Annotated in this window: 13 protein-coding genes; 5 read left to right on the top strand and 8 right to left on the bottom strand. The window is 36.7% G+C overall.

What is annotated here, in order from left to right; translation table 11 throughout:
• Window positions 1–12: 12 nt before the first annotated feature.
• Window positions 13–5,397 (bottom strand): N-6 DNA methylase, encoded by a 5,385-nt coding sequence (locus ACVFVN_RS07730; RefSeq protein ID WP_058699779.1) that lies wholly within the window; start codon window positions 5,395–5,397, stop codon window positions 13–15.
• The gene (locus ACVFVN_RS07725) at window positions 5,384–5,821 is read right to left on the bottom strand and encodes a DUF1896 domain-containing protein (RefSeq protein ID WP_058699780.1); all 438 of its coding nucleotides are present in this window, start codon (window positions 5,819–5,821) and stop codon (window positions 5,384–5,386) included. Before ACVFVN_RS07725 ends, ACVFVN_RS07730 begins: the two co-directional genes overlap by 14 nt.
• 221 nt (window positions 5,822–6,042) lie before the next feature.
• Here ACVFVN_RS07725 and ACVFVN_RS07720 point away from each other — a divergent pair, with 221 nt between their 5' ends.
• The 4 genes from ACVFVN_RS07720 to ACVFVN_RS07705 all read left to right on the top strand — a co-directional run bounded on the left by ACVFVN_RS07720 (window position 6,043) and on the right by ACVFVN_RS07705 (window position 9,506).
• The gene (locus ACVFVN_RS07720; protein WP_058699781.1) at window positions 6,043–6,630 is read left to right on the top strand and encodes a TetR/AcrR family transcriptional regulator; all 588 of its coding nucleotides are present in this window, start codon (window positions 6,043–6,045) and stop codon (window positions 6,628–6,630) included.
• A gap of 55 nt (window positions 6,631–6,685) precedes the next feature.
• A complete protein-coding gene (fabF, locus tag ACVFVN_RS07715; protein WP_058699782.1) occupies window positions 6,686–7,936 on the top strand; it encodes a beta-ketoacyl-ACP synthase II in 1,251 nt (416 codons plus the stop codon).
• Window positions 7,937–8,017: 81 nt separating this feature from the next.
• Window positions 8,018–8,194 carry a histone H1 gene (locus ACVFVN_RS07710; RefSeq protein ID WP_058699783.1) on the top strand — a complete coding sequence of 59 codons (177 nt, stop codon included), beginning with the start codon at window positions 8,018–8,020 and terminating at the stop codon, window positions 8,192–8,194.
• A 79-nt stretch (window positions 8,195–8,273) separates the two neighbouring features.
• On the top strand, window positions 8,274–9,506 hold the full coding sequence (locus ACVFVN_RS07705) for an IS256 family transposase (RefSeq protein WP_059344605.1): 1,233 nt from the start codon (window positions 8,274–8,276) through the stop codon (window positions 9,504–9,506).
• A gap of 75 nt (window positions 9,507–9,581) precedes the next feature.
• Here the strand turns inward: ACVFVN_RS07705 and ACVFVN_RS07700 are convergent, their stop codons facing one another.
• From ACVFVN_RS07700 to ACVFVN_RS07675, 6 genes are all read right to left on the bottom strand, one after another.
• A complete protein-coding gene (locus ACVFVN_RS07700; protein ID WP_058699784.1) occupies window positions 9,582–10,457 on the bottom strand; it encodes an ORF6N domain-containing protein in 876 nt (291 codons plus the stop codon).
• A complete protein-coding gene (gene topB, locus ACVFVN_RS07695; RefSeq protein WP_058699785.1) occupies window positions 10,454–12,538 on the bottom strand; it encodes a type IA DNA topoisomerase in 2,085 nt (694 codons plus the stop codon). The genes ACVFVN_RS07700 and topB overlap by 4 nt, the downstream gene beginning before the upstream one ends.
• 19 nt (window positions 12,539–12,557) lie before the next feature.
• A complete protein-coding gene (locus tag ACVFVN_RS07690; RefSeq protein ID WP_058699786.1) occupies window positions 12,558–14,012 on the bottom strand; it encodes a DUF3945 domain-containing protein in 1,455 nt (484 codons plus the stop codon).
• Window positions 14,013–14,100: 88 nt separating this feature from the next.
• A complete protein-coding gene (locus tag ACVFVN_RS07685) occupies window positions 14,101–14,409 on the bottom strand; it encodes a helix-turn-helix domain-containing protein (protein WP_058699787.1) in 309 nt (102 codons plus the stop codon).
• Between the two features lie 11 nt (window positions 14,410–14,420).
• Window positions 14,421–14,768 carry a helix-turn-helix domain-containing protein gene (locus ACVFVN_RS07680; RefSeq protein WP_058699788.1) on the bottom strand — a complete coding sequence of 116 codons (348 nt, stop codon included), beginning with the start codon at window positions 14,766–14,768 and terminating at the stop codon, window positions 14,421–14,423.
• Window positions 14,769–15,018: 250 nt separating this feature from the next.
• Window positions 15,019–15,864 carry an RteC domain-containing protein gene (locus tag ACVFVN_RS07675; protein ID WP_058700049.1) on the bottom strand — a complete coding sequence of 282 codons (846 nt, stop codon included), beginning with the start codon at window positions 15,862–15,864 and terminating at the stop codon, window positions 15,019–15,021.
• Window positions 15,865–16,148: 284 nt separating this feature from the next.
• On the opposite strand from ACVFVN_RS07675, the gene ACVFVN_RS07670 reads away from it, so the two are divergent.
• Window positions 16,149–16,703 carry a TetR/AcrR family transcriptional regulator gene (locus ACVFVN_RS07670; RefSeq protein WP_058699789.1) on the top strand — a complete coding sequence of 185 codons (555 nt, stop codon included), beginning with the start codon at window positions 16,149–16,151 and terminating at the stop codon, window positions 16,701–16,703.
• The last annotated feature ends 25 nt before the right edge of the window (window positions 16,704–16,728 follow it).

Raw genomic sequence — 16,728 nt, 5'->3', positions numbered from 1 at the left:
TTTATATTTACGCTAAAATGTATTTTTAGTACTTATATTTTTTGTCATTGAAGCAGTTAATTCTGGTAGCTTAGCCTCATTTTGAGTATCTTCCTGTTTATTTGATTGGGGTGTAATGGATAGTTGAATCTTACGGTCGATTGCGGCAAGTTCGGTTTTAAGCTCGCTCAGTCGACATTCTTTTGTCCATATACCATCCACTACTCCCTGAAGTATTGGAATATCTTTTTGAAAATCAGTTATATTTTCTTGCTCTTTAGCGATATAGGATGGTAGTTTTTCCAGTGCCCGCAAAAAATTCATTGAGGCAGTTTCCGGCTCTTTCGCCATTATTCCATTATTGAATGTATATTTTATATTTCCTTCGCCTTGTACAAAAAAACGGTTCACTCGAATATCGACTCCATCTTTTTCTGACATTTCGGTTTTTACCAATAATTGAAAACCATATAAACTTCCGATTTCTTCATAATCTCCACCTGTTCGGGATTTATCTGTTAATTCATTAAGGTTAGTACCTATTTGCTTGATGGTAGCAGTAGCAGGAAGACCTGTGAGCTGAATAGCGTTTACAATCGTACCATCCTGGTTCTTTTGAATACGTTGTTGCAGATTACTCCAATCAAGACTCATACGATCATGTCGCGACTGAGCTTTGTTAAGCTCTGCTGTGAAATCTTCAAGTTTATATTTAGCACTATATTTTGACCTATTAAATGCCTGTTTCTCACTTTCCAAGCCTGCAATTTGCTTTTCTACTTTCGCCTTGTCTAAAAGGTCAGTATTTCCTGATAGAATTGCTACGTATTCAGAAAAATTCATTCCTGACTTTTCATCCATACTTCCTTCATCAATAGTTCTCTTACCGAGATTATTTGATTTTAGCTGGTCTATGAATAGTTGTTTGTTGAACAATAGATTAAACTTATAACTGTCCAGTGATTTTTCTACGGCATAGATGACCACATCCACTTTATTATCGGCAAAATGCTTGGCTATTTCATTGCCTTTACGAATTGCCCGACCATCTCTTTGGGCAAGATCACTAGGTCTCCAGGGTGTATCTAAATGATGTATAGCTACAGCTCTCTTCTGTGCGTTGACTCCTGTTCCAAGCATACTTGTAGAGCCAAATAGTACCCGAATTTTACCTTCATTCATTCCCTTAATCAGCTCCTTACGTTGATTATCTGTTTTAGCTTCCTGTATGAAACGGACTTCGTGAGCAGGAATACCATGTGTTTCTACCAGTTTTTTCTTGATTTCAGAATACACGTTCCACTCTCCGGACTTGTAGGTCCCCAAATCAGAAAAAACGAATTGTGTTCCTTTTTGTGCATTAAACTTTTGGTAATATTTGGCGATATTATCGGCACAGTGCGAAGCCTTGTTATCAGGATGATCATAATAAGCACCACTCACCATACGCATATCCAGCGACATTTTACGTGCGTAGTCTGTTGCAATGAGCATTTTTGCTTTTTCTTCCGTTTTAGATAATGGCGGTCTTCCAAGCAAGGTAGCATCCCCGGATTTTGCAAACTGCATCAGGTTTTGTATAAATTTTGCCTGGTCTGGTGTAGGTGGAATATTGTACAGTATTTCCTTTTTCTCCGGTCGGTCAATCCCTATATCCTTTGCTGTGCGATAATCTGTAATTTCAGAATAGAACTGAGCTAGCTCCGGTACTTTAATAAAATAACGAAATCGTTCCTTTGCCACAATATTATTGGCTACAGAAAATTCATAATCCGTAGTTTTTCTTGCATAAATAGCCGCCCATGCATCAAAACAGTTTATACCTTGTTTTTCTAATGCCCTTGGTCTAAGATATTTGAATAACAGATACAACTCCGTTAAAGAGTTACTGATGGTGGTTCCCGAAAGAAAGGTAGCTCCCATGTCGGCATTGGTACGATCCTGAATAGTACGTATAGCAAACAATAAGTTCAGGGCTTTCTGACTACCATCTACATTTCCCAATCCTGCTACACGACTATGTCGGGTATTAAACATCAAGTTCTTAAACTGGTGGCTTTCGTCGATAAACAGATGATCTATACCCATCATTTTAAAATCTACAATATCATCTTTTCTATTCTCAATATCGTGTTGCAGCGTTTTAAGTTTTACTTCGAGGTTTTCTTTCCTTTTGATAGCTCCTGCAAGCATACCTCTTGTTACTTCAGCACCTTGCGATTGCATAGCATCAAGATTTCGTTCTACATTATCCAGTTCAATTTCAAGAATTTCCTTTTGTACTTCGGGCGATTGCGGTATCATTCCAAACTGATCATGCGTCAATATCACGCAATCCCAATCATTGTTTTTTATATCGCCAAAGATTCGCAAGCGTTTTTGAGGTGTAAAATCATCTTTCCCTGGAAACAGGATTTTAGCATGCGGATATGCAGTACGATAGGCTTCTGCAATCTCATGAACATTGCTTTTCAAACCAATGATCATTGGCTTATGAGCCAAACCCAGTCGTTTCATTTCCTGTGCCGCTGTACACATTACTAAAGTTTTTCCTGCACCGACTTCATGGTCGCAGATGGCTCCGTTATTCAGCTTAATCATCCAAACGGTATCCTTTTGACTTCCATAAAGATCATTTATGCCCAAAGCCTTGCGATCCAGACCAGGAAAATCCTGATGGCTTCCATCATAATTGGGGCGGACAAAACAATTGAACTTATCATTATATTGATCTGTAAGTCGTGTTTTGAACTCATCGTTTTGAGCATGGAGCCATTCAGTAAAGGCTGTTCTTATTTCATCAATTTTACTGTTTGCCATTTGTATGGCTTCCATATCCCTTACTTTAACCTCTTGATCTCCAATCGTAACTTTTTTAGTAATATCGGGTGTCGTGTTTACTAAAGCGTGTTTCAGTAACGCAATTCCATCAAATGTTCTGCTTTCCGATTTTACGGCATATTTTTCCCAAATATGTTGATTGCCCTGTTTAGAGGTTACGGAAAAATCATCTGAACTATCTGAATAGTGTATTCTTACTTCTGTGTCGAAAAGATGTGAGGCAAAGCGTGCGTAGATTCCGGACGGTATCCATCGCTCACCTAAATTAAAATCAAGTTCTTCAAACTCTATTCTTCTTGGTCGGGATTCTTCCAATATAGTTAAGCTTCGTGCAGCTTCTTTATCCTCAGGATTATTTTCAACATGGCTTCTAAGTTCGTGTGCCTTTTCAACCACATTTCCTGCAATCCAACGTTCCGCTATTTCGTATTCATTAGCTAACGGATTGTAATAAATACGGTCATTCAAGGCTTCTTTAAGAGCATCGGCAGACATACTGCTGATTTCAGACATGTATTCCAGATCTACAGTTCCGTATTTGTTTAATGAAGCTGCTAATGCTTCTTCTGGATTGTCCGTTGCCAGTGTAGAGATGGAAAAACTAACAGGATGACTAAATACATCGGCTTTATGTATCACTCCACCAATTGTACGTTCCAGATACGGTACTTCTTTCCCCGCACTATCCGTTTTAATAAGCTTAATATTATCAGCACTATTCAGGTTACCATACTTTCTTACAAAAGCATCATACAAATAGTTAAGGGTTTCTCTTTCTGAGTTATGTTCGGTTTGTTTCTCTGCTTCCTTTTGATAAAGATCTATGTAGGTATCCCTTATAGCAATATAGGCTTCAGCTCTTGCTTTCTGTGAAGAAGTCAATTGCAAAGGATGGAATATACCTGTTTTGTCAACTTTGTCAACATTTTGTAAATGACCAACCCAGCCATTGTTTACCACAAGGCAGTCATTACGGTGAAATGCTTGTATTTCCTGACTATACAAAGCAGGCTCTGGAAGTGTGTTTTTTAGAACTAGCTTATCAACAGTATCTTTTTCGTTTACCTGCGAAAATAAATCTCCGATTAGCTCTCTTGGCTCATTGTTTTTAGGTTTACTTATAGATTCATTGTTAACAGGCTGTACATAGGGTTGTTGCATACCACCACTGAAAAGATTGGTTTGCTTTCCAATCGGAGTACGGTTTCTGTTAAACTTTTTCTTTTGACTTTGGGCTGTTTTCTTTGGTGGTGCAATTACTGTTATAGACTCATCATCATTGCCAAATAAGTCAAAAATACTCAGCTGTTTTAGTTCTTGTGGCGGTGAAATTCTTTGTTGTTCCTGTTGGGTAATTGCTGATTCAATTATAGGAGGTGTAAAAATTGGTGTAACGGGAATTTCTATTGCCGGCTCCTCATTTCGTTCACCTTTGTATAAAGCTAAGTTTAAATTCCTACCAAAGTCTTTAGAAAGCATTTGTGTTAGGTCTTTAGCAATTCCATTTACACCATCATTGTGTTTATAGATCAAAGCGGGCTGTCCGTAAGGGTCAGTATCTAATTTACTTTCAGTATGTACAATCCTGCTGTTATTATAAAATAATGCATTCCCTGGTGTATTGTATACAGTCTGTTGACTTTGGCAAAACAGTTCTTCTGCTTCAGATAAGCTTTGCTTAATTGTATTCTTTTGTAGGATTATCAAATCAGAGCCTACTTCTGTGCCTGCATACTCTGTAAATAAGTTATTTGGCAATCGGATAGCTGACACCAAATTGTTGTTTTCCATTAATGCTCTACGTATCGGCTCATTCTTAGGACTATTTAATACTCCTTGCGAGGTAATGAAAAACTGTAAACCTCCTTCCCGAAGCATATCATTCCCTTTCAAAAAGAAATAGTTATGAATACTTCTGGCTGCTTGTACTTTTGCATAATCTTTACTTCGGGAATAGGATAAATCAAATACAGCAGTATCTCCAAACGGAATATTACTTGCGATTACATCATAGCTGTTCTGTTCTTTTTCGGAAATTTCCTCAAAGCCACTTACACGGATATTACTTTCTGGATAGAGGTGTTTTAGTATCTTCCCGGTTAATACATCTTTTTCATAGGCAGTAACCCTAGTCTCTTCGTTATCTGCAAAAGATTGTATGAATGCACCAATACCTGCTGATGGTTCCAGAAAATTCTGTATTTTAAGTCCACTATCTTTCAGAGCAAATGAGATAGCATCTATAACCTGTGGTGGTGTGTAAAATGCTGTTAGGACAGAGCTTTTCATACTGTCCACATATTTTCTGTACTGTTTATCATCAACGGAATTCTCCATTAATAGTTGGTGTAATTCCTGTGTAATTGGAAAAAGATCATGTTCGTTTTTTCGCCAATGATTGATATCTACTTCACTGGAGATAGGGTTCAATACGAACTTTAGACCACCAAATCCGCTATAATGCATCATTAGCAGTCTTTCGCCTGCGGTAGCTTGCCGCTGTTCCTTCTCCAATTTAAAAGCAGTACGTAAGGCTTCAATATTCTGTTGGAGATGAAGACGTTTACTGAAGCCCATTTTCCTCTATCCAGATTGAAATGGTACCGGTTATTTCTGTGTAGAGCTCATCAAACTCATGACAGTATGCGAAATCATCGGTTAATTCATATTTCAAGAAAACAGATTCACAGACGGGAAACATTTTTAGGGCAAATGGTTTCAATTCTTCATCTGCCATTAAAGCATCAAACTCATTGCAAACCACTTGAAAAATGGTGTCGAAACGGGAGAAATGTAAGCCTTCAAATAATATGTAATTGGCAATTTCACTACATTGCTCTATAGCGTTGCCCGAAAGAAATGCTCCTTCATAAGCATTTGCTGCCCATGAAGATCGTTGGTCAATAAATTTCTGGTCGCTTGCTTTTTCGGGGAAGCTGCTGTTAAGGTGTTCTTGCAGTCGTAGTCTGAAATACGACAAGTCTTTTTGCAGTGTACTCATGGTAAATTTTATTTAGAATTTTTGCGTAAATCCTAAAATTAGAGCAGTAAGGCAAAGTTTTTATAGAAGTGGTAGGATTTGGCTTTGAGAGGTAGGATTTGGCGTAATATGCAACGAGAATTTCAATCATCTGAGAGGTTCCAGATTTTAAGAGACAAATAGTCTATTAAAAAAATTATAATGAATTTGCACAATCAAATACCGTACGGTATATTTGCAATATGGTAAGATCAGAAAAAACACGACAATACATTATTGAAAAAACAGCTTCAATTTTCAACAAAAAGGGATATACAGGGACGTATTTATCCGATTTGACTGATGCAACAGGCTTGACAAAAGGTAGTATTTATGGAAACTTCAAAGACAAAAATGAGGTTGCTGTAGAAGCTTTTAGATACAATTACAAATTCCAATCTGAAAAAATACTCGGCAAAATAAATCAAATAGAGCATTCAGCCGAAAAAATGATTGCATTCTTAGGTCATTACAAAACGGAATTTAAGCCAATATTCCAAAACGGAGGTTGTGCCATCTTGAATACATCCGTTGACGCAGATGATGGAAATGATTTGCTAAAAATGGAGGTCACTAAATCAATCCAAAGTTGGCACAAGACCATTGTCTCCATACTGGAAGATGGTGCCAATAAAAATGAAATAAAAAATTTGGATGCGAGTGTTTTTGCATATCGGTTAATTGCTCTGATTGAAGGAAGTATTTTGCTAGCAAAAACACTTGAAAAACCAGAAATATTGATGGAAAGCATCGATTTTTTACAGTCTGAAATTAATAGTCTGAAAATTTAAATAAAAAAATTTGAACAAGCATATACCGGTAGGTATATGCGTAAATATTAAAAAAATGGAAAGAGTAGTTATCACAGGATTAGGAGCAATTACTCCTATTGGAAAAAACACAATGGAATATTGGAACAACTTGCTTAACGGAGACTCTGGTGCCGACAAAATAACGCGTTTTGACACAACAAATTTCAAGACAAAATTTGCATGTGAAATCAAGAATTATGAGGCTTTAGATTACTTCGATCGGAAAGAAGCAAGAAAAATGGACAGATTTACGCAGTACGGACTTATTTGCGTAGATGAAGCTGTAAAAGATGCAGAATTAGATTTTTCGAAATTGAATGTAAACCGGATAGGTGTCATTTTTTCCAGTGGAATTGGTGGCTTTGAAACGTTCGAGCATGAAGTCATCGATTATGCAAAAGGTAATTTTCAACCAAAGTTTAATCCATTTTTTATTACCAAGATCATTTCTAATGGCTTGTCTGGTATAATTTCTATCAATTACGGATTAAGGGGAGTTAATTATTGCCCTGTTACCGCTTGTGCTTCTTCTACACAAAGCATTATTCAGGCATTTAATTACATCCGTTTAGGCAAAGCGGATATCGTTATTACGGGCGGTTCTGAAGCTCCCATAACAGCATCTTCCATTGGCGGGTTCAACGCGATGAAGGCCATGTCGACCAATAATGAAAATTTCGGTACTGCTTCAAGGCCTTTTGATACAAGCCGTGATGGATTTGTGGTCGGTGAAGGAGCCGGGGCTTTGATTGTCGAAAGCTTAGGCTCGGCAATAAAAAGAGGAGCTAAAATTTACGCGGAAATTGTAGGTGGTGGAGAAAGTTCAGATGCCTATCACATTACGGGAACGCATCCCGAAGGAACTGGGGCATTTTTGGCCATGAGGGAAGGTATAAAAGAAGCCAACTTAAATCCAAATAATATTGATTATGTTAATGCACATGCGACATCGACTGGACTTGGTGATTTATCAGAAATTAAAGCGATTGAGAAATTATTTTCATCAAACCTTGATAAAATTCAGGTAAGTGCTTCAAAATCTATGACTGGGCATTTATTGGGAGGTACAGGTGCTATTGAAGCCATTTCAACTTGTTTAAGCGTAAAAACCGATTTAATTCCACCAACTATAAATACGACCGAAATTGATGAAAATATACCAAAAGAATTAAATCTGTCCTTAGGTAGTAAGGCGTTTTCAAAAACGGTGAATTATGCCTTGAGCAACAGCTTTGGGTTTGGGGGACATTGTGGAGCTTTAATCTTAAAAAAATACATTTACTAAATTACAAAGTAGGGAAATCTCTATGAAAATGCTTTAAGCATATTTTTTTATTTTTGCATCACAATTTAATCCATTATCATAATGAAAGAACTAATCGAAAAAATCAATGCTTCATTTGAAGCGTTAAAAGTAGATGCTGAATTACAGGCAGACAAAGGAAACAAAGCAGCAGGAACAAGAGCTCGTAAAACCTCTTTAGAACTTGAAAAACTGCTAAAAGAATTTAGAAAAGCATCTTTAGATGCTTCTAAGGCATAATAAGAGACTGTAACGTAAACTGTGTCAGAGGAATAATTCAATAAGATTATTTATATTCAATTATTCAAACGACACGGTCATGAAAGAAAAAGACCCATTCGACTTTGAACGCTTCAAGGCAGAAGCTATGCAAGGTCTTTACGAAGGTAAAAGTTTATCTCCCAATGATGGCGTCCTAGCGCCGTTAATGAAGCATCTGTTGGAATCGATGATGGATGGAGAACTGGAAAACCACTTGAACGAAGAGAAAGCTTCGGGCAATAGCAATCGTCGAAATGGCAAGACAAAAAAGACAGTCCGAGGTCTCAATACCGGAACTTTTGAGCTGGAGACAGGTCGGGATAGATCGGGAACGTTCGAGCCTAAAGTAGTACCTAAGAGACAATTAATCATCACTGAACAGCTTGAGGGACATGTGTTGAGCATGTATGCCAAAGGAATGAGCACACGGGCGATAAGCGAGTTTATACGCGAAATGTATGCAATGGAGATCTCTGCCACAGAAATATCGCGTATTACAGAAAGCGTGCTTCCAGCGGTAAATGAGTGGCGTAGCAGGCCTCTTGAAGCTGTTTATCCCTTTGTATTCCTAGACTGTATGCACATCAAGGTTCGCCAGAATGGAACTGTTGAATCGAGGGCTATCTATAATATCCTGGGAGTTGGTATGGATGGTAGAAAAGATCTGATTGGTCTTTATAGCTCAGAAAATGAGGGAGCTAAGTTCTGGCTTTCAGTTCTTACAGATTTAAAGCAACGTGGCGTTGAAGACATCCTTATTGCTTGTATTGATGGTCTAAAAGGGTTCCCTGAGGCCATAGAAGCTATTTTTCCAAAAACAAAGATCCAGTTGTGTATTGTTCACCAGATCAGAACAAGTATGCGTTACGTAACCGAAAAAGACAAGAAGCTTGTCATGGAGGATCTAAAACCGGTCTATAAGGCTGTGAACGAAGAAATGGGATATGAAAACCTACTGTCTTTTGAAGAAAAATGGGGCAAGAAATACCCACTTGCTGCCAAATCCTGGATGGATAACTGGACCAATCTTTCTACTTTCTTTGAATACGAGGATCAGGTTCGCAAGATTATATACACCACAAATCCAATCGAGGGAATGCACCGTCAGATACGAAAAATTATTAAATCTAAAGGAGCTTTCAGCTCTGAACAGGCGCTCATGAAATTGATGTATTTAATTATTAAAGATATTGCAAAAAAATGGACGATGCCAATGCATAACTGGGGCTTGACCATATCCCAACTTTATATTAGATTTGGGGATAGACTCAAATTAGAAAGAGGTTTTTAAGATTTAAATCCAATGACACAGTTTGAGTTACACTCCCCATAATAATGACAAAACCCTCCATATTCGGAGGGTTTGTTATTTGTTAAGTACCTGAAGAATTTTGCTCACTTCTATATTCATTCGTGAAAATGCGAACCATTTTTTGCCCAGGTCTTTAAGCGAAGCCCCAATGTGGTAAAGTTCCGTACTGTCAATAATTAATAAGCGGTCGTGGCTATCGGCAAAAACTTCAACTTCAATACGGGGATATTGACTGTTGTACCTTTGTAAATCCAACCGAAGCTGATTGCTGATGCTTTTGGTATAGATTGTTGCGGTTACAGATTGTTCTCGTTTACCTAGTAGCGTAAGTACAGTATCATCCACATAATTGTCAAGCAAGATAATGGACTCTTTAGCACTTCGAATAATATCTGATACAAAGGCGTAGGCATCGAAAACCTGTCCACTATAGAAAATCCCTTTTTCAATGTGTAGCTTGTCACTTTCCAGAGCTTTGAATATCTCTTCAAATTTTTGATCGGTTTCCAACTGTTTCAGTTCCATTTTATCCAAACGATGAAACAAAGAAGCATTACTGATGAGTATTCTACGCATTTCTACAAAGGCTTCCATAATCTCAACACTGACCTTAATCGCTGTAGACGAACGAAGAATGGCGGAAGCCATTGCCACACCTTGCTCGGTAAAAGCATAGGGTAAATAACGTCTTCCACCATAGTTTAAACTTGAGGTTCCAATCTGGAACCTCAAGTTTTCAGCTTCCTCTTCGGTTAACTGAAAACAAAACGATTGTGGAAATCTTTCGATGTTCCTTTTCACGGCTTTATTTAGGTTCTTAGTTTCTACCTGATATAAGGAAGCCAGATCGCTATCCAGCATTACGTGTTTATCTCGAATGGTGAAAATCAGTTTTTCTATTTCTTTTTTGGACAGGATTATATTACTCATTTCTTTTTTTGTTTATTGGGTGGAAATTCGAAAGAGCTTTTTCCGGTTGTATCCAACACAATGTATGCATCGAATTTTTTGCCTGATTTACTTTGCATTCCTTTTATGAGTTTTGTTCTTCGTGTTTTTAAAAGACTTTCAATATCATTGGTACTCAATAATACTCCGCAAACATTACGAAACTGTATCCAATTACAAACTTCATCGGGACATTTTATCACCTTATTCCAAATGAGGAGTTGCTGTTGTTTACATTTTGGACATTCCAGTTCAGGTTGTTTCTGTTTTACAATAGTAGATTCTAATAGTTCCTTTGTAATAAAATCTGCATATAACTCCATTTCTTTAAGAAATATGGTGGCATCTTCTTGATCATTTTCAATTTGCTGTAATGTTAACTCCCATTCTGCGGTCATAGCAACATCAGCAATCTTTTTGTCTTTAACTAAATCATAAACCTGCAAACCTTTTTCTGTTGGGATGAGTGATTTCTTTTCGCGACGAATATAGTCACGCTTAAAAAGAGTTTCTATTATAGCTGCTCTTGTAGCTGGGGTGCCAATACCAATCCCCTGTAAAATTTTACGTTCCTCTTCACTCTCAATTTCCCTCCCAGCACTTTCCATTGCTGATAACAATCCGGCTTCGGTGTACAATACAGGAGGTTTAGTTTTCTTTTCTATTACCTGCATACTTTTGATATTAACTTCTTCACCAACTTTCAGTTCGGGGATATCTTGTATAGGCTCACTGTCATCCTCACTAAAATTTCCACGAATAGCACGCCAACCCGGTTCAAGAATTTTACAACCTTTCAAAATAAAATCATAATGTATTACTTGTAAGGTAATATCTGTTATTTCTTTGGAGCATGGATGTGAGATGGCTTCCAATAATCTGAAAGCTATCATATCATAAATTGCATTTTCTTTGGCAGGTAATTCAGCGGGTATTTTTTCAGTAATGAGTAAACCATGATGATCCGTTACTTTGACATCGTTCACCATACGTTTATTGAAACGTCCCCATTTCACTTTTTTGCTGGCTTCCTTACACGATTCTCTGTTTTCTAGTAGTCTTACTAGACCAGGGATTTCAGCCCATAGATCTTCAGGAATATATTTACTACCTGTACGCGGATAGGTAATCAGTTTCTTTTCGTAAAGGCTTTGAGCAATGTTAAGCGTTTCATCCGCAGAGAGTCCAAGTTTTTTATTAGCTTCTTTTTGTAATCCTGTCAGATCGAACAATAGAGGCGGTTGCTCTGCTATCTTTTTACTCTCTGCTTCAATCACTCTAGCTATTCCAATACGCTGTAACGATTTCAGTATGTCTTCAGCTAGCTTTTTATCGTCCCATTTAGTTTTTGAAAGACTTTTGAAATCTATTGATTCCTTATGATGTTCCAGATTTATCTGCCAATAAGTTTTTATTGAGAAGTTTCTATTTTCCAGATACCTTTTACAGATGAGGGCTAATGTGGGTGTTTGCACTCGTCCAAGCGAATATACACCATGCCCAGCGGCAATACTCAATGCTTGTGAAGCATTGATGCCCACTAACCAGTCGGCACGACTTCTGCCTTGTCCGGCATGGTAAAGTCCATCAAAGTCACTACCAGGTTTTAGGTTTTCTAAACCGTGTTTAATGGCTTTTTCGGTCAAAGAACTTATCCAAAGACGCTCAAAAGGTTTATTGCATTTAAAGTAATCGTATATATAACGAAATATCAATTCCCCTTCACGTCCGGCATCAGTAGCTACAATGATACTTTCGCTTTTACTGATAACCTGCTCAATAATTTTTAACTGTTTTAAAGCTCCGTTATCAGGTACGTACGATTTGCCTTTTTTGATTTTCCTTACTGTCAATAAAAAGGGATTAGGAAGCATTGGTAAGGATTCTCTTTGAAAACCTGAGATACCATAATCTTCAGGCATTCCCAAAGCAACCAAATGCCCAAATGCCCAGGTAACGTAAAACCCATTACCTGTCAAGAATCCTTCTTTCTTTTCTGTTGCACCCAATATTGTGGCAATCTCTCTTGCAACACTTGGCTTTTCTGCTATTACTACTTTCATATTTTGCTATTTTGGAGATTTACATTTTTTTGCCTTTGGATTTAGCGGGAGCTTTTGGCTTTTCCTGTTGCTCTTGTTGCGTCTTACTGTCAGGGTTTTTCTGCCCTGTCTTTAAAGGCTCTTTTAAATTTTTTGTAGCCTCATTAGTTTTTCCCTGAGAATTAACAGCTGTCTGAGTTTTATGTGCTTCAACAGGTTGGATTTTTTCTTTCAACCTATCAGGGTTGTTAAACGAAAAGCCTGTTTTGCCTGTTTCCTTGTCAAAAGTTATATAACCCTGATATTTCTGGCCTTTTTTATCCAGTAATCCATCTACATATACAGTTTGACCTTCTTTGAATTTCTCGTACTGTTTGTCATCCAGTTCTTTTCCTCGGAAATTTCGCGGAGCTTCCTGAGAAGTACCTTGTAATTGTGTTTGCTGCTGATTTTGTGTCTGCTTATTGTTGGTGGTTCTATCAAATAAAAACTCTACATAACGTTTGTCGGCATTGAATTGAACTGTAGCATCGAATGAAGTACCTTTTTTTGAGATCATTCCCTCAATCAATAGTGGCTTACCCTCCATAAGAGTTTGTTTCTGCTGCTCATTCAATTGTACGCCTTTTAGTTCATCAGGTACTTTAATCTTATCTGTCCGCAGAGCAATAAGCTCATTGGTTAGTCTATCTACACTTATAATGGAAGGTATTGTTTCACCTGTTTTAGGGTTTTTAAGATCAACAGTTCGCCCCATATTGCCTGTTTTAATCAGATTCTCTTTATCCTCTTTGCTGAATTCATGCCCAAAGAAAGGGAAGTTTAATTGAGGTTCTTTTCTTACGCTATGGATAAGCATAACAGCTTTGCCATCTTCGCCGGGCTGTAAAGACAACCTGCCTTCAGGACGGGAAACAGCAGTTCCGAGGTTTAGCGTAACTGTTACCAATTCATTGGTTTTATATCCTTTTAAAAGAGGATCAAGCAAGTTTCTCTTTTCCAGATATTCTTTGCTCAATCCAAGATTGTTCATCATTTCCCAATCAATCTGTTCCGGCTTGAAACGGTATTCGCCTGTTTCCGGAGTTTTTTGTGTTGTTTCCATATTTTTATGATTTTCTTGTTTTAACTCTGGTTCTTTTACCTCATGCTTTGCCATTACTGATTCCCCTTCTTTAGTAGGTGTATCAATCTGTTGCTGCATTTTTTTTGCCGTATCAATTGCTTCATCAGCTGGTACTTTAAAAAATTTAAAATGGGTAGGATTCTTCAGTTGACGGAAAAAATTGGAAAAGAAGTTAGAAAACATATCTCCGTGTTTATCCACACGCATAAACTGATTTTGGTTTTTCTCATTTGGCTCTACAGTTTTGAGATTGCCGTCTTTATCAATTCCTTTGACAACCTGAATCCTGTTTTTTTCTTTGTCCAATACCAAAAGTGTTTCCGATAATTGATCCGGTAATTGCGGACTATCTATTGTTTCTTCACTCATAATTTTATTGTTTTAAAACTGTTATCTTTTCGAAAATAACCTATACACAAAAAGGTATGACCAAAGCGTCCTTTAGGGGCATTATTTGTCACTTGCTGTCTTTAGTACGGTGCAATGGAGTATTGAAGCTTTCTCTTACAAACTGATGTACGTCAGTTAATTTGTAATATAATTTACCGCTGATTGTATAGTATGGTAACTTGCCAGAAGAACGATAACGTTGTAAAGAACGACTACTGATTTTAAGCATCTGAAGTAAATCCTGATTATCTAATAATACTTCACCATCTATGGTGTTTTTCTTTTTTTCAATATCTGTTAAGCTATCTTTTAGCATATCGAAACGATCCATAATGCGTTCCATCCACGATATAAATTCTATTCTATCTATATTCATAATGTAGTCCTTTAAGAATTCTTTAGTTTTCTACCTTTCTCAATGTAACTCTTGCCTTTAGCCATAAGCTCCTGTACATATTCATCGCTGGTCTGTACGGCATTGGCATTAAGCATATCTTTTATAGCTCCAATGGTATAGAAATACTGTCCATACATTTTGGAATAAGCTATTTCTCCTTTTGTACGTATTCGCCAAAGTGTTTTTTCACTAATATGGAGATACTGACATACTTCATGGTTGTTCAGCCAGAGGCTATCATAGCTGGTATCTTCTGATTTCAGGATAAAATCATTAATTGCCTTTAACCGCTCATTGAGCTGTTTCCACGCTTCTTCTTCGATTGTTATAATTTTCATTGTACACGTATTTATTAATTACGATACAAAGTTGGATTGTCTGGCTGGTATTGTCTGCCAAGCTCTGCCAATTGGTTTGGAGTTTTTTTTAAATTTTCTTGAATCATATAAACACCTAGTTGTTAGGCATTAAGAATACATGAAAGCATCAGCAATAACGGTTTGTGAACATTTGCCAATTGGCAAATATGGGTAAAGAAAAAAGCAGTACGTTTAGGGTACTGCTTTTAAGATTGGTGTATCGAAGTAACTATAGATCTTTATCCATATATTCTTCAAGAGATATTTTAAGCTGATCTAAAAATGTAGTTCGCGAACCACTCCTAGTTTTCATTCTATGAAATGCATGATGTACATCGTTAAGAGGAATTTTAAAAAGTATCTGACAGATCAAGCCGAGCTTTCTAATCCCAATTTTGCCATGACAAATTGTTCCTGACGCATGTATTGCATAAATTAGTTCAATAAGTGCATTTTTTGAGTTTGTCCATGTTAATTCTTTTATAGAATCTATATGATCCAGTTTTATACCTGTATTATCATCAGGGGCTATCTTATTTATTAAATAAGAATATAGCAAATCATTTGAAATGATTTTGGCAATTTTGTAGTCATAGTAAGTTGAGAATTGTAAATCGATTTCAAAAGCAATACTATTTAATCCATCATAACAATTAACATTACCTAACCTGAAGTATAAATCATCTCTGTCAACCCTGCCTGAACGATAGTATCTATAAAAATCAGAATTACAGATGTGCTCACTGTAATCTATCTTCAATTTTTCAAGATGCTTAGAAAAGTACTTATGATAGATCTCACCTTCATTGACTGGACAAACGGTTTCTATTCTAAACAGCTTATTGTAGTAGATTAATTTTCCTAAAATATATGGTTTGATGTTTCGGAAGAAATCAATTTCTTCTTCGTTGTTTTTAAATCCGTTTGAGATTACATAATCTTTCACAGAGAGAAGTAAATCTTGCAAAAAAATCGTCATTTGGTAGGCTTCTTCTACAATCAGAGATAACTCTGAGGATAATCTACTCTCTTTACTGTTTATTTCAGCAATAATATTTGGCAGGGATATTCTCATAAGTGACATATTTAGAAATTAGATAGTCTCTTCCATATTTTACAAAATTTGTTATTATAAACGAGAAAATTTCCCAAGTACTAACCAACTTGGGAAATTTTTATCCATTTCTAGTAGCAATATTTTTATGTTTTAATCAGAAAAACACCATGAGGACATGTCTTATTAAAGGACATAACTGTTAATGAAAAAGTATTTAAAATAATTAATGATTCGATGTCAAAACAAACCAAACGTTCGGTATCTTTGCAAATGTTGCTTGTTATAAACTATAAAGATATAATTTGGAAAATAGCTCATATACCCGAAAAAAGGAACCGGAATTAAGTAAGCAGTTGATTATCGACGCGGCTATTCACATTGGATCAGAATCAGACTGGCACCACGTAACTTTTCAATCTATTGCTGATTGGACAGGTTTGAGTAAAGGAGGGATTATCCATCATTTTAGGAATAAGGAAGAATTACTGGATGAGCTAGTAAATCAAAGCCTGATTAACCTTACGGATAAAGTAAAAAAATACAGAGATCAAAATGTCGATAAGGATGGTGCTTTTGCTTATCTGAAATTTATCTTAGAAAAGAAAAATGATGAAAAATACGCTAAAACAATGCGAATCATTCTCCAAGCAATCATGATTAACTCCAAGTATCGCCTACAATGGGAAGATTGGTACAATCTTCACATTTTGCCAACCGATGGAGAGGAGTTGAGCATACATAGTACTATTGTTTTTCTGGTGGCAGATGCTATCTGGTACTCAGAAAATATGGGTAGTATACACCTTACTGAAAAAGATAAACCCAAGGTTTTAAATTTTTTACAGCAATTAAAGTAACCGATTCTTTATTAGGTATTAACAC

It is taken from the genome of Soonwooa purpurea (assembly GCF_053891095.1).
Note: the sequence above shows the minus strand (reverse complement) of the source record. Positions and strands in the feature narration are given on the sequence as shown.

What these genes read in the sequence shown, in the direction of transcription:
- ACVFVN_RS07730 (WP_058699779.1), bottom strand. Translation starts at nt 5,397, where the DNA reads ATGGGCTTCAGTAAACGTCTTCATCTCCAACAGAATATTGAAGCCTTA.
- ACVFVN_RS07725 (WP_058699780.1), bottom strand. Translation starts at nt 5,821, where the DNA reads ATGAGTACACTGCAAAAAGACTTGTCGTATTTCAGACTACGACTGCAA.
- ACVFVN_RS07720 (WP_058699781.1), top strand. Translation starts at nt 6,043, where the DNA reads ATGGTAAGATCAGAAAAAACACGACAATACATTATTGAAAAAACAGCT.
- fabF (WP_058699782.1), top strand. Translation starts at nt 6,686, where the DNA reads ATGGAAAGAGTAGTTATCACAGGATTAGGAGCAATTACTCCTATTGGA.
- ACVFVN_RS07710 (WP_058699783.1), top strand. Translation starts at nt 8,018, where the DNA reads ATGAAAGAACTAATCGAAAAAATCAATGCTTCATTTGAAGCGTTAAAA.
- ACVFVN_RS07705 (WP_059344605.1), top strand. Translation starts at nt 8,274, where the DNA reads ATGAAAGAAAAAGACCCATTCGACTTTGAACGCTTCAAGGCAGAAGCT.
- ACVFVN_RS07700 (WP_058699784.1), bottom strand. Translation starts at nt 10,457, where the DNA reads ATGAGTAATATAATCCTGTCCAAAAAAGAAATAGAAAAACTGATTTTC.
- topB (WP_058699785.1), bottom strand. Translation starts at nt 12,538, where the DNA reads ATGAAAGTAGTAATAGCAGAAAAGCCAAGTGTTGCAAGAGAGATTGCC.
- ACVFVN_RS07690 (WP_058699786.1), bottom strand. Translation starts at nt 14,012, where the DNA reads ATGAGTGAAGAAACAATAGATAGTCCGCAATTACCGGATCAATTATCG.
- ACVFVN_RS07685 (WP_058699787.1), bottom strand. Translation starts at nt 14,409, where the DNA reads ATGAATATAGATAGAATAGAATTTATATCGTGGATGGAACGCATTATG.
- ACVFVN_RS07680 (WP_058699788.1), bottom strand. Translation starts at nt 14,768, where the DNA reads ATGAAAATTATAACAATCGAAGAAGAAGCGTGGAAACAGCTCAATGAG.
- ACVFVN_RS07675 (WP_058700049.1), bottom strand. Translation starts at nt 15,864, where the DNA reads ATGAGAATATCCCTGCCAAATATTATTGCTGAAATAAACAGTAAAGAG.